Source organism: Pseudomonas sp. 3A(2025), from assembly GCF_054589175.1.
Window position 1 is genome coordinate 853,405 of the sequence record NZ_BAAILM010000113.1, and the last position, 23,406, is coordinate 876,810.

Here is a 23,406-nt window from a genome sequence, read left to right on the forward strand (position 1 = left end):
TACAACGATTACCAGGTCACGCCGAAGCCTGCGGTGTAACGGGTCTTGTCGACATCGCCGTTGCTGGAGCCGCTGATGATGTCTTTTTCGGCCTTGAGGTTAAGCGAAGCCCAGTCGGTGACCTTGTAGCGCAGGCCGACTTCGACATCCAGCGCGTAGTCGGCCACGCTGCTCAGCGGTTTGCCCAGCTCGCCGTTGGTGAAGAACTCGAACTTCTTGCCCACCAGATAACGGTTGTAATCCCAGGTACCGGCCACGGCGTAGAAGTTTTCTTTCTGGCCATTGGTGAATTCGTAGTCGGTGCGGTTGAGCAAGGCACCGACCTTGAAGGCACCCAGCTCGTCGTCCCAGAACTGATAGCCAGGACCGGTACCGACCGTGCGTTCGCGGGTCAGGTCTTCGATCTTGTCGCGTTTGTAGTTGACCCGGCCATCCCAGAAAAACTTGTCGGTGATAAAGTAATCCAGCGAGTACTCGGCGCTCCAGTTGTCGGTGCTGACCACATCGTCCTGGGTTTCGCGGTTGTATTCGCCCTTGGCGTTGTGCCGCCAGCGGTTGTGGCGTGCCGAGGTCTTGAACGACAGGTTGTAGTCGTCGGTGTCGTTCTCGGCCTTCTGAAAGTCCATGGCCGCATCGATATTGCCTTTCCAGACCAGATCGGTGACCACCGGTTTCGGCTTGATGATCTGCTGGATGCTGGCCAGCTCGACGGTCTTGGGCGCAGCGCCATTGGCCAGTACTACCTTGCCCTCGTCACTGGCTTGCAGCGACTGGGCAACCTCACCGGTGTACTGGCTCTGTTTGACCAGCAACGGTTCCTTACTTTCAAGGGTCTTGACCTGTGCCCAGTCCAGCGGGATCGATCCGCCGTAGTCGGTCTGCAACAGCAGCTTGCCGCCGTCGAACATCTTGATCGTGCCGGTCAGGCGATCACCATTCTTCAACCAGACAGTGTCGGCAAGCAGTGGCGTTGAAGCGCAGGTTACAGCGAGGCACAACAGGGTTCTGGACAACATAAGCAGCTACCGGGCTCTGGCGAAAATTCAGGCATTATCCGTCTGGCGCGCTTCAGGAAGAACGGCCAGGGGGCGCGACTACCACTGACCCCTGGAATATTCTGTAGTTCAAATCCCACAGACCTTACGTCGAATAAAGTCGAATAAACATGAACAAAACCGCACCCTCATCTGTCGACGATCCCACGGGCCTTTCTCCAGCCGAGGCCCGGCGCACTGCGCTGTACCTGACCCTCAGCCAGATTACGCCAGGCCATGTCATCAGCTATGGCGAACTGGCGCACCTGGCCGGGCTGGGACGTGCTGCACGCTGGGTCGGGCGCACTTTGAGCCAGTTGCCGGAGGGTTCGAACCTGCCATGGCACCGGGTGCTGGGCGCCGGCGGTCGGCTCAGCCTGCAGGCCGGCACCGCCTCAGGGGACGAGCAACGCGCCCGGCTGCGCGCCGAAGGTATTACCATCCGTAATAATCGTGTGGATATGCAGCGTCATGGCTGGCATCTGATGCAGCACAGCGGTTAGAGTGCGCCCTTTGTTTTAGTTACCTGAGGCAGTTCCCAGCTCATGCCCCGTAAAACCTGGCGCGCCGCGCTCGCCGCTTATGCCAGCCCGTCGACCTTAGTGCTGTTGCTGCTCGGTTTCGCTGCCGGTCTGCCTTACATGCTGGTGTTCTCCACCCTCTCGGTCTGGTTGCGCGAAGCCGGAGTCGCCCGCGAAACCATCGGCTATGCCAGCCTGATCGGCCTGGCTTACGCATTCAAATGGGTGTGGTCGCCGTTACTCGACCAATGGCGTCTGCCATTTCTCGGCAAACTGGGGCGCCGCCGCTCCTGGCTGGTGTTGTCGCAGACACTGGTGATCCTGGGCCTGATCGGCATGGGCTTTTGCGACCCTCAACAGCATTTATCTTGGCTGATCGCGATTGCCGTGGTCGTCGCCTTTGCTTCGGCGACGCAAGACATCGCCATCGATGCCTACCGCCTGGAAATCGCCAACGACACTCAGCAAGCCGCACTGGCGGCCAGCTATATGTCCGGCTATCGGGTTGCCGCCCTGCTGTCGACCGCCGGCGCCCTGTATTTTGCCGAAGGCTTCGGCTCCACCGGCTTTGCCTACAAACACTCGGCCTGGACCGGCACCTATGTGCTGTTCGGGCTGTTGATGCTGCCCGCCCTGGCGGTCACCTTCATCATGCGCGAGCCACCGGTGCCGATGCGCACCCAGCTGTCGGCGGCGCGCTATGGCTTTACCCATCAACTGGCGTCGGTGTTCGTGCTGATTGTGCTGTTGGTCTCGGTGCCGGCGATGTTCACTCAGTTGTACAACACCGATTTTGCCAGCGTGCTGTTCGGCACCACCGGCTGGACCGACCTGCTGCTTGAAGACCGCGCCTTTTTGCGCGCCATTCTCTACACCCTGCTCACCGTGGCCTGCCTGTCATCGATGGGGCGTCGCGGACTGGCGCCGGTGCTGACGCCGATCAACGACTTCATCATGCGCTATCGCTGGCAGGCGCTGCTGCTGCTGGGGCTGATCGCCACGTACCGGATGTCAGACACGGTGATGGGCGTCATGGCCAACGTGTTCTATATCGATCAGGGCTTTACCAAGGATCAGATTGCCAGTGTCAGCAAGATTTTCGGTCTGGTCATGACCCTGCTGGGTGCCGGCGCCGGCGGTCTGTTGATCGTGCGTTTCGGCATCATGCCGATTCTGTTCATCGGCGGCCTGAGTTCGGCGGCGACCAATATCCTGTTCCTGCTGCTGGCCGACATGGGGCCGAACGTGCAGATGCTGGTGCTGACCATCTCGCTGGACAACTTCAGTTCGGGGCTGGCGACATCGGCGTTCGTGGCCTACCTGTCGAGCCTGACCAACCTGCGTTTCTCGGCTACCCAATACGCACTGCTCAGCTCGATCATGCTGCTGCTGCCACGCTTGATCGGCGGCTATTCAGGGGTGATGGTGGAAAAACTTGGCTATCACAACTTCTTCCTGATCACGGCCCTGCTGGGGGTGCCGACCCTGATCATGATCATCCTGCAGTGGAATCGGGAGATTCAACCGCAGGATGAGGACGCGATAGCGCAAAACGAAAAGGGCCAGGCCTGACGCTTAAACCCTGGACAGATCCTTCGGCGCGTCCTGTACCACGCGAATCACGCGTTGCGGGTAAGGAATCTCGATACCGGCGGCCTTCAGGCGGTCGCGGGCCTCGATGTTGAACTTCGACAGCACCTCGCCGAGGTCGCCGGTCTTGGTCCAGACCCGCAGCTGCAGGGTAATCGCGCTGTCGCCCAACACCGTCACCACCGCCTGTGGCGCCGGGTCCTTGAGCACCCGTGGGTCATCGGCCATGTCCAGCAGCACCTGCAGCGCTTTTTTCAGGTCGGCGTCGTAATCGACGCCCACGTCGAACGCGATCTTGCGGGTTGGCTGGCGGTTGGTGTTGGTGATGATGCCGTTGGACAGAATGCCGTTGGGCACGATCACCGTGCGATTGTCGCCGGTACGCAGGATGGTGTGGAAAATCTGGATATTGTCGACTGTGCCCGACACATTCTGGGCCTCGATCCAGTCACCGATACGAAACGGGCGAAACAACAGAATCAGCACGCCGCCGGCAAAATTCGACAGGCTGCCTTGCAGGGCCAGGCCGATGGCCAGACCGGCAGCACCGATGGCGGCCACGAACGAGGTGGTTTCGACGCCGATCATCGAGGCGACGCTGATGATCAGCAACACCTTGAGAATGATATTGGCCAGGCTGCTGACAAAGCCTTGCAGTGCCTGATCGGCATTGCGCAGCGCCAGCAAGGCGCCGACCCTGTTGGTCAGGCGGTTGATCAGCCACCAGCCGATGCACAGGGTCACCAGGGCCAGCAACACACGACTGCCATATTGCATGATCAGTGGAATCCAGGACTGGGAAGCTCTCCACAGGTGATCCACTTCAGCATTCAAATCCATCAGTTACTCCTTGAAAACGGTCAATCGACAACACTTGAACCCAACCAGGCCGCCAGGTTCCCCAAGCGGCCTGGTGACCATCAATCGCGGAAGTTGTTGTATTGCAACGGCAGCTCGGCATCGAAGGCGCGCAGCAGAGCGATGGCGTCCTGCAGGTCGTCGCGTTTTTTACCGGTAATGCGCAGTTGCTCACCCTGGATGGCGGCCTGGACCTTGAGCTTGGCGTCCTTGATGTGCGCGACGATTTTCTTCGCCTGCTCTTTGTCGATCCCTTCGCGCAAGGTCACCTCCTGCTTCACCAGCTTGCCCGAAGCGTAGGCATCCTTGATGTCCAGGCATTTGGCGTCGATCTTGCGCTTGACCAGCGACAGCTTGAGAATCTCGACCATCGCTTCGAGCTGGAAGTCCGCTTCGGCGGTGAGGGTGATCGCCAGGTCCTTTTCCTTGAACTCGAAAGTCCCTTTGCCTTTGAGGTCGTAACGGCGGTCCAGCTCTTTGATCGCGTTGTCGACGGCATTAGTGACTTCGTGTTTATCCAGTTCGGACACTACGTCGAACGAGGGCATGTCTATTCTCCAATTGAACGGCGTGCACGAAAAAACGTAACGGGCACGCATGACTTGACGGTTTGAAAGAGCGGTCATTATAACGAGACTTTTCCAGCCTTCACTGCGAGCCTTGATGTCTGACCCCGATTTGCTGCACACATTTGCCCCGCACAGCGCTTGCAGGCGCTGCCAATGACGACCTGGCACATTCTCGGCGCCGGCAGCCTGGGCGGGCTGTGGGCGGCGCGACTGGCACGGGCAGGCCTGCCGGTGCGCCTGATTTTACGCGATGCGGCGCGGCTGGCCGCCTACAACGCTCAAGACAGCCAGTTGACCCTGATCGAACCGGATCGTTGCGAACAGCTGTCGATTCAAGCCCAGACCTACGACAGTGGCGAACCTGTCGAGCGCCTGCTGGTGGCCTGCAAGGCCTATGACGCCGAACAGGCCATCGCCCGCCTGACGCCACGCCTGAGCGCGAATGCCGAAGTCATCCTGCTGCAGAACGGCATGGGCAGTCAGGAGGCCGTGGCGGCGCTGATCCCGACACGGCGCTGCATTTTTGCCTCCAGCACCGAAGGCGCCTTTCGCGAGTCCGACTGGCGGGTACGCTTTGCCGGGCACGGCTTCAACTGGCTGGGTGATGTACGCAACCCCGCAGCGCCTTCGGCATTGCTTGCCGACCTGCACAGCAGCGGCATCAGCCACGAGTGGACGCCAGACATACTGACCCGCCTGTGGCGCAAGCTGGCGCTCAATTGCGCGATCAACCCGTTGACCGTGCTGCACGACTGTCGCAACGGCGGCCTGCTTGAGCACCCGTGCGAAGTCGCGACCCTGTGCGCAGAACTGTCCGAACTGCTGGAGCGCTGCGGCCAGCCCGCAGCGGCGCAGGACCTGCACAGCGATGTGTTACGGGTCATTCAGGCAACAGCCGCCAACTATTCGTCGATGTATCAGGACGTCGCTCATGGCCGGCGTACCGAAATCGCTTATCTGCTGGGCTACGCCAGTGCTGCCGCTTTACGTCATCAATGCACCACACCGCATTTGCAGCAGTTATACGAGCGGTTGTGCCGGCATCTGAGCACCAAGGGTTTGCGTAGCGACTAGCCCGCGCTACCCTGCTGGCACAAACCGTCGCCGTGTGATCTGCCCATGCCCTTGCGTCAGCGCCTAGATAACCTGCCCGTAGGCCAGAAGCTGCTGGCGGCCTTGCTGGTCCTGCTGACCACAGTGCTGCTGGTGGCCAACCTGACCTTTATCGGCGCGGCCTATTACATTTCTCAGGAAGCCATGGCGCCACAGGCGCTACAGACCATCGGGCGCCTGATCAGTAGCGCCAACCTCAACGAACGGGCACTCAACTCAAGCGATGATGCCCGGGCACTGCTGAGTGAACTCAGAAGCTACGGCCCGCTGCGCGCTGCCGCGATCTACGACAACGACGGTCAGCGTCTGGCGCAACTGCAACAGGGCGAGGTGCTGGACCTGCCGACCCACTACAGCGGCATCGAGAACTGGCGGCTGACCGAGTTTCGCAGCACCCAGGTGATTACGGTGCCCAAGGGCGATCAGCCGCCGGGGCATTTGCTGCTGGTCGCCAGCAGTGAGTTGCCCGCCGCGTTCTACAGCGGCACCCTGACCGCAAGTCTGGGCATTCTGGTGTTCAGCATCCTGTTGTGGGTAGTGGTCGCCCGGCAGATTCGCCGGCTGATCACAGAGCCGATCTATCAGCTTGAAGAACTGTCGCGCCAGGTGACTCGCGAGGAAAATTACGCCCTGCGCGTCGGCCCCGGCAACAAAGACGAAATTGGCAGCCTGGCCTCGGCCTTCAATACCATGCTGGCGCGCATCGAGGCGCGCGAGCAGCAGCTCAAGCGCGCCCGCGACGAGTCGCAGGAAGCTTACGATCAAGCCCGCGGGCTGGCCGAGGAAACCCGGCGTACCAACCGCAAGCTGGAGCTGGAAGTGCAGGTGCGCGGCAAGATCGAAAAGAAACTCACCGGTTTTCAGAACTACCTCAACAGCATTATCGATTCGATGCCCTCGGCCATGATCGCCCTCGACGAGCAGCTTTACGTCACCCAGTGGAATCAGGAGGCAACCACGCTGTCTGGCACGCGGCTGGATGAAGCCCTCAACCAGCCGATCTTTATCGCCTTCGAGCCGATGCGCTCGTTCATGCCGCAGCTCAAGCAGACCGTCGAACAACACAGCGTCACCAAGATCGAGCGGGTGACCTGGATCAAGCAGGACGAACCCCGCCACTATGCGCTGACCTTTTATCCGCTGACCGGTGACGCCGGGCGAGGCGTGGTGATCCGCATCGACGACATCACCCAGCGCATTTCGCTGGAAGAAATGATGGTGCAGTCGGAAAAAATGCTCTCGGTCGGCGGCCTGGCTGCCGGTATGGCGCATGAGATCAACAACCCGCTGGGGGCGATTCTGCATAACGTGCAGAACATTCGCCGCCGACTGTCGCCGGACCTGCCGAAGAATCTCGAACAGGCACAAAGCGACGGTCTCGACCTGGAACAGGTCAACCGCTACCTGACCGGCCGGGAAGTGCCTGCCCTGCTCGACGGTATCCAGCAGGCCGGCGCCCGGGCAGCCAAGATCGTCAGCCATATGCTCAACTTCAGCCGCCTGAGCAACCGGCAACTGGCGCCATGCGATTTGCCGGCGCTGATCGATCAGGCGCTGGAAATCGCCAGCAACGACTTTGACCTGAGTATCGGCTTCGACTTCAAAGGTCAGCACATCATTCGCCAGTTCGACCCAGCGCTGGAGCCGGTGCCGTGTATCGCCAACGAGCTGGAACAGGTACTGCTCAATTTGCTCAAGAACGCAGCGCAAGCGATTCACCAGCGCAACGATGACCAGGAGCCCGGGCGCATTACCCTGCGCACCCGGCTCAATCCGCCATGGGCAGAAATCCAGGTCGAGGACAACGGTATCGGTATGTCGGAGAACGTACGCAAGCGCACCTTCGAGCCGTTTTTTACCACCAAGGAAATCGGCCAGGGCACCGGCCTGGGTCTGTCGGTGTCCTATTTCATCATCACCAACAACCACAAAGGCCAGATGGAAGTGCAGTCATCCATCGGCCTGGGCACCTGCTTTACCCTGCGCCTGCCGCTGGTGGCCAATCAGGTCACCGAGCCGGCATCTGTCATAAGCAAGTCTTGAACGGAGCGACACACATGGGCTTTCGCCTGTCGAAAATCTATACACGTACCGGAGACAGCGGCGAAACCGGGCTGGGCGACGGCCGCCGGGTGGCCAAGGATCATCCGCGCATCGAAGCGATTGGCGAGGTCGATACGCTCAACAGCCAGTTGGGGGTATTGCTGGCCGGGCTGAACGATGCAGCGCTGACCGAGCTGATCGAGGTGCTTGCACCTTGCCAGCACCGTTTGTTCGATCTGGGTGGCGAACTGGCGATGCCGGCTTATCAGGCGTTGAATGCGCTGGAAATCGAGCGTCTTGAAGCAGCGATCGACCTCTGGAACGAAGAGCTGGGACCGCTGGAAAACTTTATCCTGCCCGGCGGCTCGGCCCTGATCGCTCAGGCCCATGTGTGCCGCAGCCTGGCCCGCAGCGCCGAGCGCCGCTGCCAGCAGCTCAATGCCGTCGAGCCCTTGCAAGGCGTGGGGCTGGCGTACATCAACCGGCTTTCGGATTTGTTGTTCGTGGCGGCACGGTTGATTGCCAGGCGCCAGGGCGTGGCCGAGATTTTATGGCAGGCGGCGGCAAAGCCGGTCTTATAAGACCGGCCAGAGCGCGCGGATGCCGGCGATACCCTGGGCGCCGCTGTCCCAGGCTTGCTGGCGGTGGTCGGGGCCGACACCGCCGAGCAGGAACACCGGTTTTTTGCAGCCTGCAATCAATTGTGTGGCCTGCTCCCAGCCCAGCGGTTGGGCATCCGGGTGAGTCTGGGTCGGTTGCACCGGTGACAGGGTGACGAAGTCGACGCCCATCTGCTCGGCCAGGGCCAGTTCTTCGGCGTTGTGACACGAGGCCGCCAACCAGCGCTCGGTCGGGAACGGCCGGCCACGGCTGGCGTATTTGCGCAGTTGGGCGGCAGTCAGGTGCCAGCCGGCAGCCGGGAAGTCGCCCAGCCACTCCAGCGGCCCCTTGAGCATCAATTGCGCCTTGCCGGCACACAGACCGACCGCATCCACCGCCAGATCGCGGTAGGCAGGGTCATAGCCGCCCGGTGCGCGCAGCTGGATCAATTTCGCGCCTTGGGCAACAGCACGCTGGATGCCGCGCAGCAGCTCACCGTTTTCAAGGCCTTCGGGGGTAATCAGGTACTGGTCGGGCAGGCGCGCAGCCGCGACGATCGGCTGGTTGGCCGCCGGAAATTCGTAGTCGGGCAACTCGCGTGGCGTGACCCAGGCCAATGGCTGGCCTTCGGCGCCATGCGGCTCGCCGCTGAATGCCGAGACTTCCCAGACATCCAGCAACACGTGTTTGTCCGGGTAATCGTGCTGCACCTTGATCAGCGGACGCGCCGCCTGAATCTCGATACCCAGCTCTTCCTGCAATTCACGCCCCAGTGCGAGACAGGGCGCTTCGCCCTCCTCGACCTTGCCACCGGGAAATTCCCAGAGACCGCCCTGATGCTGGGTATCGGCGCGCCGGGCGATGAGAATCCGGCCATCGTGGCCGCGAATCACGGCCGCTACTACGTGGATACGTTTCATTGCACGGGTTCCTCTTTATGCCTTCGCGACTAAAGCGGATCGCCGCCCGGCCGCTCCTGCGACGGAGCGGCCGCGCGGGATCAGGTGCGGTATTCGGCGTTGATTTTTACGTATTCGTGCGACAGGTCGGTGGTCCAGATGGTCTCGTTGCACTCGCCACGGCCCAGCTCGATGCGGATGGTGATTTCTTCGCGGGCCATGACTTCGGCGCCCTGTGCTTCGGTGTAGGTCGCCGAACGGCCGCCCTTGCTGGCGATGGACACTTCACCGAGGAACACGTCGATCAGGCTGACGTCGAGGTTCGGCACGCCGGCACGGCCGACAGCAGCCAGAATACGGCCCCAGTTGGGGTCAGAGGCAAACAGCGCGGTCTTGATCAGCGGCGAGTGAGCCACGGCGTAACCGACGTCCAGGCATTCCTGATGGTTGCCGCCGCCGTTGACCTGAACGGTCACGAACTTGGTAGCACCTTCGCCGTCACGCACGATGGCCTGGGCCACTTCCATGCACACTTCAAAGACCGCCTTTTTCAGTGCTTCGAACAGCGGGCCACTGGCTTCGGTGACTTGCGGCAGGTTGGCCTGGCCGGTAGCGATCAGCATGCAGCAGTCGTTGGTCGAGGTGTCGCCATCGATGGTGATGCGGTTGAACGACTTGTTGGCACCATCGAGAATCAGGTCTTTCAGAACGCTTTGCGAGACCTTGGCATCGGTGGCGATGTAGCCAAGCATGGTCGCCATGTTCGGACGAATCATGCCCGCGCCCTTGCTGATACCGGTCACGGTCACGGTCACGCCGTCGTGCTGGAACTGGCGGCTGGCGCCCTTTGGCAGGGTGTCAGTGGTCATGATACCGGTGGCAGCGGCCGCCCAGTTATCCACAGACAGGTCGTCCAGCGCAGCTTGCAGAGCGCCTTCGATCTTTTCGACCGGCAATGGCTCGCCGATCACGCCGGTAGAGAACGGCAGCACGGCCTCGGCCGGCACGCCGGTCAGCTCGGCCAGCTTGTCGCAGGTACGCCTGGCGGCAACCAGGCCTGGCTCGCCGGTACCGGCGTTGGCATTGCCGGTGTTGGTCAGCAGGTAACGGACGGTGCCCTGTACGCGCTGCTTGGCAATGATGACCGGGGCGGCGCAAAAAGCGTTGAGGGTGAAGACACCGGCGACGCTGGAGCCTTCGGCGCAGCGCATGACCACCACGTCCTTGCGGCCGGGTCGCTTGATACCGGCCGAGGCAATACCCAGTTCAAAACCGGCAACCGGGTGCAATGTAGGCAAAGGACCAAGACCAACAGCCATGCGTGCGCTCCTTGAGCTATCTCTGCGCCGTCCGCCTATCGGTACGGCGATCAATGAAAAAACGCCGCGACGGCAAGGCCGGTCGCGGCGTGGTGTTCACGGGCAGCGGCTTAGCCGATCTGACCGTGGCAGTGCTTGAACTTCTTGCCCGAACCACACCAGCAGACTTCGTTGCGACCCAGCTTCTGGTCGTTGCGTACCGGGTCTGCGGCGGTGACCGCCAGCTCTTCGGTGTCTTCGGTTGCAACCTGCTCGATGCCAGGCGCCTCGGCATGCTGGAACTGCATGCGCTGGGCCAGCTCTTCGGCGTCGCGACGCAGACGGGCTTCTTCTTCCTCGGGGTCTTCGCGACGCACCTGGACGTGGGACAGCACACGAATGGTGTCGCGCTTGATCGAATCCAGAAGCTCCTGGAACAGGGTAAACGACTCGCGCTTGTATTCCTGCTTCGGGTTTTTCTGGGCATAACCGCGCAAGTGGATACCGTGACGCAGGTGATCCATGGTCGACAGATGGTCTTTCCACAGGTCGTCGATCACGCGCAGCAGAATCTGCTTCTCGAAGGTGCGCAGGGCGTCAGCACTGGCCTGCTCTTCCTTCTCGTGGTAAGCGCCGAGCAGTTGTTCGAGCAGCTTGGCGCGCAGGCCTTCTTCGTGCAGGTGATCGTCTTCGTCCAGCCACTGCTGGACCGGCAGTTTCACCGCGAAGTCCGAGTTCAGTGAAGCCTCCAGACCGGCCACGTCCCACTGCTCGGGCAACGATTGCGGCGGAATGTGCTGGCTGATCAGGTTGTTCAGCACTTCCTGACGGAAGTCGGCAATGGTGTCGCCGATATTGGTCGCTGCCAACAGGCTGTTGCGCATGTGATAGATCACTTTGCGCTGCTCGTTGGACACGTCGTCGAATTCCAGCAATTGCTTGCGGATATCGAAGTTGCGGCCCTCGACCTTGCGCTGTGCTTTCTCGATGGCGTTGGTGACCATGCGGTGTTCGATGGCTTCACCGGACTGCATGCCCAGCGCCTTCATGAAGTTTTTCACCCGGTCAGAGGCGAAAATACGCATCAGGCTGTCTTCGAGCGACAGGTAGAAACGGCTCGAACCGGTATCGCCCTGGCGACCGGCACGGCCACGCAACTGGTTATCGATACGGCGCGATTCGTGACGCTCGGAAGCGATCACATGCAGGCCGCCGGCCTCGATGACCTGTTGGTGACGCTTCTGCCAGTCGGCCTTGATCTGCGCGATCTGCTCAGGTGTCGGGTCTTCCAGGCTGGCCACTTCCACTTCCCAGTTACCGCCCAACAGGATGTCGGTACCACGACCGGCCATGTTGGTGGCGATGGTCAGTGCGCCAGGGCGACCGGCCTGGGCGATGATCTCGGCTTCTTTTTCGTGGAACTTGGCGTTGAGAACCTTGTGATCGATACCCTCTTTTTTGAGCAGGGCCGACATGTGCTCGGAGGTTTCGATGGTCGCCGTACCCACCAGCACCGGACGATTTTCGGCCAGGCAGGCCTTGATGTCGGTGACGATGGCCGCGTACTTCTCTTCGGCGGTCAGGTACACCAGATCGTTGAAGTCTTTACGCGCCAACGGCTTGTTCGGCGGGATGACCATCACCGACAGGCTGTAGATCTGGTGGAATTCGAACGCTTCGGTGTCTGCGGTGCCGGTCATGCCCGACAGCTTGTTGTACAGACGGAAGTAGTTCTGGAACGTGGTCGATGCCAGGGTCTGGCTTTCGGCCTGGATATTGAGATTTTCCTTGGCTTCGATGGCCTGGTGCAGGCCTTCGGACAAACGACGGCCCGGCATGGTACGACCGGTGTGCTCGTCAACCAGCAATATCTGACCGTCCTGGACGATGTACTCAACGTTGCGGTTGAACAGTTTGTGCGCACGCAGGCCGGCATACACGTGGGTCAACAGACCCAGGTTATGCGCCGAATACAGGCTTTCGCCTTCGGCCAGCAGGCCTGCTGTGGTGAGCATTTCTTCGATGAACTGGTGACCGGCTTCATTGAGTTCGACCTGGCGGGTCTTTTCGTCAATGGTGTAATGGCCTTCCTGAGTGACCTGGCCTTCGACTTCCTCGACATGCTGCTTGAGGGTCGGAATCAGACGGTTGATCTCGGTGTACAGGCGCGAGCTGTCTTCGGCCTGGCCGGAGATGATCAACGGGGTACGGGCTTCGTCGATGAGGATCGAGTCGACTTCGTCGATGACCGCAAAGTTGAGCTCGCGCTGGAACTTGTCCTCCATGCTGAAGGCCATGTTATCGCGCAGGTAATCGAAACCGAACTCGTTGTTGGTACCGTAGGTGATATCGGCAGCATAGGCGGCGCGTTTTTCTTCCGGCGGCTGGAACGGCGTGACGATCCCTACGGTCAGGCCGAGGAATTCATACAGCGGGCGCATCCAGTTGGCGTCGCGGCGGGCCAGGTAATCGTTGACCGTTACGACGTGCACGCCCTTGCCGGACAGTGCGTTGAGGTACACGCCCAGAGTACCGACCAGGGTCTTGCCCTCACCGGTACGCATCTCGGCGATCTGCCCTTCGTGCAGGGTCATGCCGCCAATCAGCTGGACGTCGAAGTGACGCATGCCCATCACGCGCTTGCCGGCCTCACGGGCTACGGCAAAGGCTTCAGGCAGCAGTTGATCGAGGGTTTCGCCTTTGGCTATGCGGGCCTTGAACTCTTCGGTCTTGGCACGCAGTTGCTCATCCGAAAGGGCCACCATTTGCTCTTCGAAGGCATTGACGATCTGTACCGTCTTGAGCATGCGTTTGACTTCACGCTCGTTCTTGCTTCCAAAAAGTTTTTTTAACAAAGGCGCAAACATATCGACAGGATCTTCCACACATAGGAATGGAGGGCGGCCCCGTGAGTCGCCCGTGCGACCCTCATGGTCGCATGCGAACGAGCATTCTACCCGGAAACGGTGGTGAGGAAAGTGGCGTTATTCCACGATGCTGGCACAGCGCTGTAAGGGGGCGCAGGTTCAATGGGGGCTTTTTGTCCGACTTCAACCCTCCCCAAAGGTGAAACTTCACGTGTGGCAGGCGGTGACAGCCGTGGAGTTGCGCCATGCAGGACGCGCGACACTTTCTGTTAAGATTGCCGCCTTGTGACCCTTGGCATTGCACTTCATGGCTTTTCGTCCTATCGACGCCCGACAACCTGCGGTATTGCTGCGCGATGCCAAACCGCTGCGGGCACTCATTCGCCAGGCCGAGCGCCTCAGCCACCTGCAACGTCTGGTCGAAAGCCAGTTGCAACCGGCGGCGCGCGAGCACTGCCATGTCGCGTCATGGCGCGAAGGCTGCCTGCTGCTGGTGGTCACCAACGGCCACTGGGCCACACGCCTGCGCTATCAGCAACGGCGCCTGCAACGCCAGCTGGTGATTTTTGACGAGTTTGCCAGCCTGACCCGCATTCTGTTCAAAGTGCAGCCGCCGCACGTGCAACAAGGGGCAGCGACGCACACCATCGACCTTTCGCTGACGGCAGCAGAAAACATTCAGGCCACCGCCGAAGGTATCAGCGACCCCAAACTGCGCGCTGCCCTGGAGCGCCTTGCGAGTCATGGCAAGGCCGGCAGTTGAGGCCGTTTGATTTCCAGCATAAAAAAAAGACCGCCCGAAGGCGGCCTTAAAAGAAAGGAAAGAGAGTAAAGCGTTACCTTATGCTGCCGCTACAGGGCGCATATAGGAGATAGGTGCGGTACTGGCGTCCTCGAAAGTCACGACTTCCCAGGCATCTTTCTGTTCGATCAGCGTGCGCAGCAGACGGTTGTTCAGCGCGTGGCCGGATTTGAAGCCACGGAATTCGCCGATCAGGCTGTTGCCCAGCAGGTAAAGGTCGCCAATGGCGTCCAGGATCTTGTGCTTGACGAATTCGTCCTCGTAACGCAGGCCGTCTTCGTTCAATACGCCTTCCTTGTCGACCACGATGGCGTTTTCAACGCTGCCGCCGAGTGCGAGGTTGTGCTTGCGCAGGTACTCGATGTCACTCATGAAGCCGAATGTACGGGCGCGGCTGACTTCCTTGACGAAGGAAGTGCTGGAAAAATCCACGCTGGCGCTTTGGGTCCGATCACGAAATACCGGGTGATCGAAGTCGATTTCGAAACTCACCTTGAAGCCTTCGAAAGGCACGAAAGTGGCGCGTTTACCGCCCTCTTCCACAGTGACTTCGCGCAGAATACGGATGAACTGCTTGGGTGCTTCCTGCTCTTGCAGGCCGGCCGATTGAATCAGGAACACGAAAGGTCCGGCGCTACCGTCCATGATTGGCACTTCGGAGGCGGACAGCTCGACATAGGCATTATCAATGCCCAGGCCAGCCATGGCCGACAGCAGGTGCTCGACCGTATCGACCTTGATATCGCCCTGGACAAGGGTGGTCGACAAAGTGGTCTCGCCGACATTTTCCGCCCGCGCAGGAATCTGCACGACAGGGTCCAGGTCGGTGCGGCAAAACACGATACCGGTGTTCACAGGTGCGGGCTTCAGGGTCAGGTAAACCTTTTCCCCGGAATGCAGACCGACGCCTGTGGCACGGATGATATTTTTCAGGGTACGTTGTTTGATCATGGCATGGGCCGCTTCAGCGCTAGTTGCGAACGGATATCAACAAAGGCTGGGGATGATAGCAGACCCAGCCCGTGCTGAACACCAATTACCCGAATCCCCCTGATAGACATAATCAATCGGCCTGGCGACGCAGGAAGGCCGGGATATCGAGATAGTCCAAATCATCGTTAGGATTCAGTTTAGCCGCTGCAGTCGCGCCGGCATGGGCCTGGTTGCGCATCACGGTTGGACGGTCCAGGTCACGGTAGTTGACGGCAGCAGGTTCACGAACGGCCTGCTGATGCACCGGCGCTTGTGGCGCTGCGCCTGGCAGGGTGTTGTCGATGATCTTGACCGGCTTCTCGATGCGCGCGCCCAGGCCTGTGGCCACAACGGTAACGTGCAGTTCGTCGCGCATGTCCGGATCGATAACGGTACCGACCTTGACCATCGCATGATCCGAGGCGAAGGCCTCGATGATGCTGCCCACGTCCGAGTATTCACCCAGCGACAGGTCAGGACCTGCTGTGATGTTGACCAGGATGCCGCGTGCACCTTGCAGGTTGACGTCTTCGAGCAACGGGTTGCGGATGGCCGCTTCGGTCGCTTCACGCGCACGATTCGGACCGCTGGCGCAGCCGGTACCCATCATTGCCATGCCCATCTCGCTCATCACGGTACGCACGTCGGCGAAGTCGACGTTGATCATGCCGGGACGTTTGATGATGTCGGAGATACCGCGAACGGCACCGGCCAGAACATCGTCAGCCTTGGCGAACGCCGACAGCAGGCTGGCGTCTTTACCCAGGATGGTCAGCAGCTTCTCGTTGGGGATGGTGATCAACGAGTCGACGCTTTCAGCCAGCATGCGAATGCCTTCGTCGGCGATCTGCATGCGCTTGCGGCCTTCGAACGGGAATGGACGGGTCACCACCGCAACGGTGAGGATGCCCATTTCCTTGGCCACTTCGGCAATGATTGGCGCAGCACCGGTACCGGTACCGCCACCCATGCCGGTGGTGATGAAGACCATGTTGGTGCCCTGCAGGACTTCCGCGATACGCTCGCGGTCTTCCAGTGCGGCCTGACGGCCCACTTCAGGGTTGGCACCGGCACCGAGACCTTTGGTCACGCCGGCACCCAGTTGCAGAATGGTCCGTGCACCGATGTTTTTCAGTGCTTGAGCATCGGTGTTGGCGCAGATGAATTCGACGCCTTCAATGCTGCTCTTGACCATGTGATTGACGGCGTTTCCGCCACCACCACCTACACCGATAACCTTGATTACCGGGCTCTGCGGGACGTTGTCTACGAGTTCGAACATTTTCCCTCTCCTTCAGCTCTCTAGTTGTTACTGCCCGCTACCACTTAGAAGCGTTGAACTTAGAAATTACCCTGAACCCAACGCTTGAAGCGCTCTAGCACGGGAGCCTTTGGTTCATCGCCATAGTTACTGCTGCTCACGCCCAGACCGGACAGCGAAATGCCGTCGGACTGCTTCTGCAAGCCGTACTGCAACAGGCCCACGCCTGTGGAGTAAATCGGATTGCGGATGACGTCACTCAATCCCTTGACACTATGCGGCACGCCCAGGCGCACCGGCATGTGGAAGATTTCTTCGGCCAGTTCGACCGCACCTTCCATTTTCGAGGTCCCGCCGGTCAGCACAATGCCCGCCGGGATCAGATCTTCATAACCGCTGCGGCGCAGCTCGGCCTGGATCAGGGTGAACAACTCGTCGTAACGAGGTTCGACCACTTCGGCCAGGGCCTGGCGCGACAGTTCGCGAGGCGGACGATCGCCCACGCTCGGCACCTTGATGGTTTCGCCGGCACCGGCCAGTTTGGCCAGGGCGCAGGCATAGCGAATCTTGATTTCTTCGGCGTACTGGGTCGGGGTGCGCAACGCCATGGCGATGTCGTTGGTGACCTGATCGCCGGCAATCGGAATCACCGCCGTGTGGCGAATGGCGCCTTCGGTGAAGATCGCGATGTCGGTAGTGCCGCCACCGATGTCGACCAGGCACACGCCCAGCTCTTTCTCGTCGTCGGTCAGCACGGCATAGGCAGAAGCCAGTTGCTCAAGAATGATGTCATCGACTTCCAGGCCACAACGGCGCACACACTTCTCGATGTTCTGCGCAGCGTTCACCGCGCAGGTGACCACATGCACCTTGGCTTCCAGGCGCACGCCCGACATGCCCAGTGGCTCACGTACGCCTTCCTGGTTGTCGATCACATAATCCTGCGGCAGGGTGTGCAGCACACGCTGGTCGGCAGGAATGGCAACGGCCTGGGCCGCATCGAGCACACGCTCAAGGTCCGCCGAGCTGACTTCACGGTCGCGGATTGCCACGATGCCGTGCGAGTTGAGGCTGCGGATATGGTTGCCCGCCACGCCGACGAATGCCGAGTGGATACGGCAGCCAGCCATGATCTGCGCTTCTTCGATCGCACGCTGGATCGACTGCACGGTGGACTCGATATTGACGACGACGCCCTTCTTCAGACCGCGCGAAGGGTGGCTGCCAATTCCGACGATTTCCAGCGAACCATCGGCCGCGACTTCGCCTACCAGCGCCACCACCTTGGAGGTACCGATATCCAGCCCGACGATCATTTTGCCGCTTTGCACATTTGCCATGGTTCTGCCTCTAGTCAATTCTTCGCGACAGCGGGCTTCGCCGCCGTCGGCGCTGCCTGATCACGCCATCCGACCGCAAGGCCGTTGGAATAACGCAGGTCAACGCGTGCAATATTCGTTATTTGTTCTTTGAGCGTTTTGTCGTAAATCGAAATGAAGCGGCGCATTTTCTCAACCAAATGATCGCGACCCAGCAACAACTCGATTCCAGGCCCTGCACTGCTGGCACCCGTCGTCAAAAACCAACTGCCCCGCTCACGTAATTCAAGACGCACTATCGAAAAACCCATAGGGCGCAACATCTGACTCAATACCTGGTATTGCTGCATCACCTGCTGCTGGGCTCGTTGAGGACCAAACAGCTGGGGAAGATGTTCGTAATTGGATAACTCACGTGGCGTGAAGGCCTGTCCCTGGTTATTCAACAATGCTTCATCACCCCAACGGGCTACCGGTAACTGTTCTTCGAGGCGAATCACCACTTGATCCGGCCAGACCCTGCGCACTTCGGCGTGGGCAATCCATGGCATTTGTTCAAGTTCGGTGCGCATACCGGCCAGGTCGATGGTGAAGAAGCGAGCGGCCACATAAGGCGCAATACGCTGCTGCACGGCCTGCTGACTGATATAACTCAAATCACCCTGCACATTGATGCGACTGATCGGGCGATCGACATAAGGCAATAGACGCTGCGCGCCTTCATAAGTGCCAAAGCCCAACCCAACCAATAACACCGGCCACAACAAATATTTTAAAAACCCGGTTCCAGGTCTGGGTACACGCGCCGACAGCGGCTCTTTGGCCACCATCCGGCTTGCCCCACGCGGTACCGGCTTGCGGCCGGGAACCGGTGGTTGCTGACGTGCCGACGCGCCGTTCATGCCTTAACCCCTCGCCTGAACGCTGTCGGCCAGAATCGCCAACACCAGTTGCTGAAAATCAAGCCCCGCCGCCCGCGCCGCCATAGGCACCAGGCTGTGATCGGTCATGCCGGGGACAGTATTGACCTCCAGCAACCAGAACTTGCCCTCGGCGTCCTGCATGACATCGGTGCGCGCCCAGCCGGTGATACCCACAGCGTCACAGGCACGTACCGTCAATGCTTCAAGTTCGCGCTCTTGTGCAGCATCAAGTCCTGACGGAATCCGGTATTGGGTATCGTCAGCCAGGTATTTGGCATCGTAATCATAGAAACTGTGTGAAGTGCCCAGGCCAATCGGCGGTAAGACCCGGCCACGCAAACACGCCACGGTGAACTCCGGACCTTCGATCCATTGTTCGACCAACACGTTTGAATCATAGGTACTGGCGGCTTTCCAGGCGGCAATTAATTGTTCCGTGTCGCTCACCTTCGCCATTCCAATACTTGAACCCTCATGGGCCGGTTTGACGATTAAAGGAAAGCCCAGTTCCGTCGCTGCACAAATACAGTCATATTCATTTTGCAACACGGCATGTAAAGGCGTCGGCAAATTCAGGCTAGACCAGATCTGTTTGGTGCGCAGCTTGTCCATTGCCAGTGCCGAGGCCAAAACACCACTGCCGGTATAAGGAATGCGCAGGCATTCCAGCAGGCCCTGCATCGTGCCGTCTTCACCACCACGGCCGTGCAGCACGATAAAAGCCCGATCGATCTTTTCGCCGCTCAGTTGTTGCAGCAGGTCATCGCCGACATCGATCCCGAACGCATCCACACCGGCGCTCAGCAAGGCATCCAGCACGGCCCCACCGGACTTCAGCGAAACCTCACGCTCAGCGCTGTTGCCGCCGAACAGCACAGCCACCCGACCGAAAGCCTCAGGCGTCAAGGTGCTGTGCAATGAGGATGCGTTCAGGTCAGTCATTTCAGCTTACCTTCGGTGGACGCGGCCACGGCGCCTGCAAACAGCGGGCTGCGCAGCAGTTGCGGGGCCAGGCCGCCGATATCGCCGGCGCCCTGGCACAGCAGGATGTCACCGGCACGCAGCAACGGCTTGACCAGCGGCGCCAGCTCGGCGCCACGTTCGATGTAAATCGGGTCCAGTTGGCCGCGCTGGCGAATGCTGTGGCACAGGTTGCGACTGTCGGCACCGGGAATGGGCTCTTCACCGGCCGGGTAGACTTCCATCAGCAGCAGCACGTTGGACTCGGCCAGCACCTGAACGAAATCGTCGTACAGGTCGCGGGTGCGGCTGAAACGGTGTGGCTGATAGACCATCACCAGACGGCGATCCGGCCAGCCACCCCGTACGGCGTTGATGACCGCAGCCACTTCACGCGGGTGGTGACCGTAGTCGTCGACCAGCATGACATGACCGCCCTCGACCGGCAGTTCGCCATACACCTGGAAGCGTCTGCCGACGCCCTGAAAGCCCGACAACCCCTTAACGATGGCTTCGTCACTGATGCCTTCGTCGGTGGCAATGGCGATGGTCGCCAGCGAGTTCAGGACGTTGTGGTTGCCCGGCATGTTCACCGAAACGTCCAGCGGCTCGCGGTCGCGACGCAACACGGTGAAGAAGGTGCGCATACCGTCCTGACGGACATTGATGGCGCGAACATCGGCGTTTTCGCTGAACCCATAGGTCACGGCTGGGCGCTTGACCTGCGGCAGGATCTCGCGCACCACCGGGTCGTCGATGCACACCACCGCCAGACCGTAGAACGGCAGGTTGTGCAGAAATTCGACGAAGGTTTTCTTCAGTTTGTTGAAGTCGCCTTCGTAGGTCGCCATATGGTCGGCGTCGATATTGGTGACGACGGCGACCAGCGGCTGCAAGTGCAGGAAGCTGGCGTCGCTTTCATCGGCTTCGGCGATCAGGTAACGGCTGGTGCCCAGTTGCGCATTGGTGCCGGCAGCATTCAACCGGCCACCGATCACGAAGGTAGGGTCCAGGCCGCCGGCGGCAAAAACCGAGGCCAACAGGCTGGTGGTGGTGGTCTTGCCGTGGGTGCCGGCGACGGCGATGCCATGCCGGTAGCGCATCAGTTCGGCGAGCATTTCGGCGCGTGGCACGATAGGAATGCGTCGCTCCAGCGCCGTGGCGATTTCAGGGTTCGAGGTATTGATCGCGCTGGACACCACCAGTACATCGGCGCCTACGGTGTTCTCGGCCTGGTGGCCGATGAAAATCTGTGCACCGAAGGCGGTCAGCCGGTCGGTGACTGCCGAGTTTTTCAGGTCGGAGCCGGACACTTCATAGCCAAGGTTCAACAGCACTTCGGCAATGCCGCACATGCCGACACCGCCGATGCCGACGAAGTGGATGCGGCGGATACGGCGCATTTCCGGTTGTGGCATGGCGCGTTGATTCTCAACCACGGGCCACCTCCACACAGACATCGACCACGGTACGGGTGGCATCGGGTTTGGCCAGACGGCGGGCAGTACGGGCCATGCTGTTCAACTGTTCGGGCTGCATCAAAACCTCTTTCAGGCGGCTGGCCATCTCGGCGGCGCCAGTTGTCGCTTGCGGCATCACGAAGGCTGCGCCTTCACGGGCCAGATAATCGGCATTACGCGACTGGTGATCGTCGATCGCATGCGGCAGCGGGATCAGCAACGACGGCAGGCCGGCCGCCGCCAGTTCGCTGACTGTCAGAGCACCGGCGCGGCAGACCACCAGGTCGGCCCAGGCATAGGCTTGCGCCATGTCCTGAATGAACGGCGCAACCTGCGCCTCGACACCGGCTGTGCGATAGCGCTCGGCAGTGATCTGGTCATGTTGCTTGCCGGCCTGGTGAAACACCTCTGGACGCACATCGTCGGCAATCAGTGCCAGCGCGTCGGGCAACAGCTTGTTCAACGGCTCGGCACCCAGGCTGCCGCCCAGAATCAGCAGGCGCGCCTTGCGCCCGGCCAGGGGTTGGCGCGGTGTTTCGAAAAACAGCTCGGTGCGCACCGGGTTGCCGGTGGTACGACGCTTGTCCGAGGCGGCGAAGGTGTCCGGGAACGCTTCGCAGATGCGGCTGGCGAACGAGGACAGGCTGCGATTGGCGGTACCGGCCACGGCGTTTTGTTCGTGGATCACCAGCGGTACACCGGCCAGTTTTGCCGCCAGACCACCGGGGCCGGTGACATAGCCGCCGAAACCGACGACGAAGGCCGGCTTGAGCTGGCGCATTACCTTGCGCGCCTGCCACAACGCCTTGAGCAGCATCAACGGCGCCTTGAGCAGCGAAAGCTTGCCCTTGCCGCGCAGACCACTGGCATCGATACGATGCAGGGTCAGGCCGGCCTGGGGCACCAGTTCGTTCTCGATGCCACGGGGCGTACCCAGCCAGTGCACTTTAAAGCCACGCGCCTGCAACTCGCGGGCACAGGCCAGCGCCGGGAAGACGTGCCCGCCGGTGCCGCCGGCCATGATCAGCACGTTAGCGTCCATGGGGTGGCTCCTCGGCAAAATCGCTTTCGTTGAATTCGGCCTCTTCGCTGCCCATGTTGTTGCGCGACTCCCACTCGATACGCAGCAACAGCCCGAGGCTGGCGCAACAGATCACCAGCGAGCTGCCGCCATAGCTGAGAAATGGCAGGGTCAGGCCCTTGGTCGGCAGCAGGCCGACGTTCACGCCGATGTTGATCAGGAACTGGCCGATCCACAGGAACGAAAGGCCATAAGCGGTGTAGGCACCGAAAAACTGCTTGGCGCGCTCGGCCCAGAAGCCGATGTACATGCCGCGAATACTAACGAACAGGAACAGGCCGACAGTGAGCAGCGAACCCACCACGCCCAGTTCTTCGGCCAGTACCGAAAATACGAAGTCGGTGTGCGCTTCAGGCAGGTAGAACTGCTTCTGCACGCTGTTGCCCAGGCCCACACCCAGCCACTCGCCGCGACCAAACGCGATCAACGCCTGCGTCAGCTGATAACCGGAACCGAACTGGTCGGCCCACGGGTCGGTGAAGTTGGTCAGACGCGCCATCCGGTACGGCTGCGCCTGCACCAGCACGAACACCGCCGCCACCGCCAGAACCACCATCAACGAGTAGCGGAACAGGCCCACGCCGCCCAGAAACAGCATCGCGGCGGCGGCGCCCATCATGACGACGGTGGCACCGAAGTCGGGCTCCATCAGCAGCAGGCCGGCCATGGGCAACAGCACGATGAACGGCTTGAAGAAGCCCATCCAGCTCTCGCGCACTTCCTGCTGGCGACGCACCAGGTAACCGGCCAGGAACAGCACCACAAAGACCTTGGCGATCTCCGAGGGCTGGACGTTGAACGCCCCGAAACCGATCCAGCGCATAGAGCCGTTGACCTCGCGGCCGATGCCCGGCACCAGTACCAGCAAGAGCAGGCCGAACGCGCCGATCAGCATCAGCCAGCCCATGCGTTGCCAGGTGGCGACCGGCACCATCATGGTCGCGCCACACGCGCCCAGGCCGATGATCAGATAGACCAGGTGACGAGTCATCATGTACAGGGTGTTGCCCGACTGCGCCGCAGCCACTTCGGAGGAGGACGAGGTGATCATCACCAGTCCCAGCCCCAAGAGTGCCAGGCAGCCCGCCAGCATCGGGAAATCGACGTCAATGCCCCGGCCGCTGATCAGCGGCGACGGATAAGGCTTGAGGATGCCGAAAATCATGTCAGCTCCTCCACGGCGCGAGCGAACAAGCGCCCGCGCTCTTCATAGTTCTTGAACATGTCCAGGCTGGC

Annotated in this window: 21 protein-coding genes; 6 read left to right on the forward strand and 15 right to left on the reverse strand. The window is 60.7% G+C overall.

From position 1 onward, the window contains the following. Nucleotides 1-8: 8 nt before the first annotated feature. A complete protein-coding gene (locus ACYP2A_RS30545) occupies nucleotides 9-1,016 on the reverse strand; it encodes a DUF481 domain-containing protein (protein WP_459749647.1) in 1,008 nt (335 codons plus the stop codon). A gap of 149 nt (nucleotides 1,017-1,165) precedes the next feature. Here ACYP2A_RS30545 and ACYP2A_RS30550 point away from each other — a divergent pair, with 149 nt between their 5' ends. Together ACYP2A_RS30550 and ACYP2A_RS30555 are read left to right on the forward strand one after the other, a co-directional pair. Then, complete coding sequence (locus ACYP2A_RS30550) at nucleotides 1,166-1,537, forward strand: MGMT family protein (protein WP_459749648.1); 372 nt, start codon at nucleotides 1,166-1,168, stop codon at nucleotides 1,535-1,537. A 42-nt stretch (nucleotides 1,538-1,579) separates the two neighbouring features. After that, the gene (locus ACYP2A_RS30555) at nucleotides 1,580-3,127 is read left to right on the forward strand and encodes an AmpG family muropeptide MFS transporter (protein ID WP_459749649.1); all 1,548 of its coding nucleotides are present in this window, start codon (nucleotides 1,580-1,582) and stop codon (nucleotides 3,125-3,127) included. Nucleotides 3,128-3,130: 3 nt separating this feature from the next. On the opposite strand, the gene ACYP2A_RS30560 is transcribed toward ACYP2A_RS30555, so the two are convergent. Together ACYP2A_RS30560 and ACYP2A_RS30565 are read right to left on the reverse strand one after the other, a co-directional pair. Then, complete coding sequence (locus tag ACYP2A_RS30560; protein WP_459749650.1) at nucleotides 3,131-3,985, reverse strand: mechanosensitive ion channel family protein; 855 nt, start codon at nucleotides 3,983-3,985, stop codon at nucleotides 3,131-3,133. 80 nt (nucleotides 3,986-4,065) lie between these two features. Then, nucleotides 4,066-4,551, reverse strand: coding sequence for a YajQ family cyclic di-GMP-binding protein (locus ACYP2A_RS30565; RefSeq protein ID WP_459749651.1), 486 nt, complete (start codon nucleotides 4,549-4,551; stop codon nucleotides 4,066-4,068). Nucleotides 4,552-4,725: 174 nt separating this feature from the next. Between ACYP2A_RS30565 and ACYP2A_RS30570 the strand changes: the two genes are divergently transcribed. Genes ACYP2A_RS30570 through ACYP2A_RS30580 form a run of 3 tightly spaced genes read left to right on the forward strand, consistent with a single transcriptional unit; the run spans nucleotide 4,726 to nucleotide 8,309 of the window. Continuing rightward, nucleotides 4,726-5,646 carry a putative 2-dehydropantoate 2-reductase gene (locus ACYP2A_RS30570; protein WP_459749652.1) on the forward strand — a complete coding sequence of 307 codons (921 nt, stop codon included), beginning with the start codon at nucleotides 4,726-4,728 and terminating at the stop codon, nucleotides 5,644-5,646. 45 nt (nucleotides 5,647-5,691) lie between these two features. Beyond that, on the forward strand, nucleotides 5,692-7,728 hold the full coding sequence (locus ACYP2A_RS30575) for a sensor histidine kinase (RefSeq protein ID WP_459749653.1): 2,037 nt from the start codon (nucleotides 5,692-5,694) through the stop codon (nucleotides 7,726-7,728). Nucleotides 7,729-7,742: 14 nt separating this feature from the next. Beyond that, nucleotides 7,743-8,309 carry a cob(I)yrinic acid a,c-diamide adenosyltransferase gene (locus ACYP2A_RS30580; protein WP_459749654.1) on the forward strand — a complete coding sequence of 189 codons (567 nt, stop codon included), beginning with the start codon at nucleotides 7,743-7,745 and terminating at the stop codon, nucleotides 8,307-8,309. Here ACYP2A_RS30580 and ACYP2A_RS30585 read toward each other — a convergent pair. The 3 genes from ACYP2A_RS30585 to secA form a co-directional block, all read right to left on the reverse strand. Continuing rightward, nucleotides 8,304-9,248 (reverse strand): Nudix family hydrolase, encoded by a 945-nt coding sequence (locus ACYP2A_RS30585; RefSeq protein ID WP_459749655.1) that lies wholly within the window; start codon nucleotides 9,246-9,248, stop codon nucleotides 8,304-8,306. The two genes, ACYP2A_RS30580 and ACYP2A_RS30585, sit on opposite strands and share 6 nt — an antisense overlap. 80 nt (nucleotides 9,249-9,328) lie before the next feature. Continuing rightward, complete coding sequence (argJ, locus tag ACYP2A_RS30590; RefSeq protein WP_459749656.1) at nucleotides 9,329-10,546, reverse strand: bifunctional glutamate N-acetyltransferase/amino-acid acetyltransferase ArgJ; 1,218 nt, start codon at nucleotides 10,544-10,546, stop codon at nucleotides 9,329-9,331. Nucleotides 10,547-10,656: 110 nt separating this feature from the next. Beyond that, on the reverse strand, nucleotides 10,657-13,392 hold the full coding sequence (gene secA, locus ACYP2A_RS30595) for a preprotein translocase subunit SecA (protein ID WP_459749657.1): 2,736 nt from the start codon (nucleotides 13,390-13,392) through the stop codon (nucleotides 10,657-10,659). A gap of 307 nt (nucleotides 13,393-13,699) precedes the next feature. Between secA and ACYP2A_RS30600 the strand changes: the two genes are divergently transcribed. Beyond that, the gene (locus tag ACYP2A_RS30600; protein ID WP_459749658.1) at nucleotides 13,700-14,155 is read left to right on the forward strand and encodes a DUF721 domain-containing protein; all 456 of its coding nucleotides are present in this window, start codon (nucleotides 13,700-13,702) and stop codon (nucleotides 14,153-14,155) included. Between the two features lie 78 nt (nucleotides 14,156-14,233). On the opposite strand, the gene lpxC is transcribed toward ACYP2A_RS30600, so the two are convergent. The 9 genes from lpxC to ACYP2A_RS30645 all read right to left on the reverse strand — a co-directional run. After that, nucleotides 14,234-15,145: a UDP-3-O-acyl-N-acetylglucosamine deacetylase gene (gene lpxC, locus ACYP2A_RS30605; protein WP_459749659.1), complete on the reverse strand. Its 912-nt coding sequence runs from the start codon at nucleotides 15,143-15,145 to the stop codon at nucleotides 14,234-14,236. Nucleotides 15,146-15,257: 112 nt separating this feature from the next. Beyond that, complete coding sequence (gene ftsZ, locus ACYP2A_RS30610; RefSeq protein ID WP_459749660.1) at nucleotides 15,258-16,448, reverse strand: cell division protein FtsZ; 1,191 nt, start codon at nucleotides 16,446-16,448, stop codon at nucleotides 15,258-15,260. Nucleotides 16,449-16,507: 59 nt separating this feature from the next. Further along, complete coding sequence (gene ftsA / locus ACYP2A_RS30615; protein ID WP_459749661.1) at nucleotides 16,508-17,767, reverse strand: cell division protein FtsA; 1,260 nt, start codon at nucleotides 17,765-17,767, stop codon at nucleotides 16,508-16,510. Between the two features lie 14 nt (nucleotides 17,768-17,781). Next, a complete protein-coding gene (locus tag ACYP2A_RS30620) occupies nucleotides 17,782-18,648 on the reverse strand; it encodes a cell division protein FtsQ/DivIB (protein WP_459749662.1) in 867 nt (288 codons plus the stop codon). A 3-nt stretch (nucleotides 18,649-18,651) separates the two neighbouring features. Continuing rightward, the gene (locus ACYP2A_RS30625; protein ID WP_459749663.1) at nucleotides 18,652-19,611 is read right to left on the reverse strand and encodes a D-alanine--D-alanine ligase; all 960 of its coding nucleotides are present in this window, start codon (nucleotides 19,609-19,611) and stop codon (nucleotides 18,652-18,654) included. After that, on the reverse strand, nucleotides 19,608-21,047 hold the full coding sequence (murC, locus tag ACYP2A_RS30630; RefSeq protein WP_459749848.1) for a UDP-N-acetylmuramate--L-alanine ligase: 1,440 nt from the start codon (nucleotides 21,045-21,047) through the stop codon (nucleotides 19,608-19,610). The genes ACYP2A_RS30625 and murC overlap by 4 nt, the downstream gene beginning before the upstream one ends. 13 nt (nucleotides 21,048-21,060) lie before the next feature. After that, a complete protein-coding gene (murG, locus tag ACYP2A_RS30635; protein WP_459749664.1) occupies nucleotides 21,061-22,131 on the reverse strand; it encodes an undecaprenyldiphospho-muramoylpentapeptide beta-N-acetylglucosaminyltransferase in 1,071 nt (356 codons plus the stop codon). After that, nucleotides 22,121-23,335 (reverse strand): putative lipid II flippase FtsW, encoded by a 1,215-nt coding sequence (gene ftsW, locus ACYP2A_RS30640; RefSeq protein WP_459749665.1) that lies wholly within the window; start codon nucleotides 23,333-23,335, stop codon nucleotides 22,121-22,123. The genes murG and ftsW overlap by 11 nt, the downstream gene beginning before the upstream one ends. Beyond that, on the reverse strand, nucleotides 23,332-23,406 hold a 75-nt coding region (locus tag ACYP2A_RS30645), incomplete at its 5' end, for a hypothetical protein (RefSeq protein ID WP_459749849.1). The genes ftsW and ACYP2A_RS30645, both read right to left, overlap by 4 nt.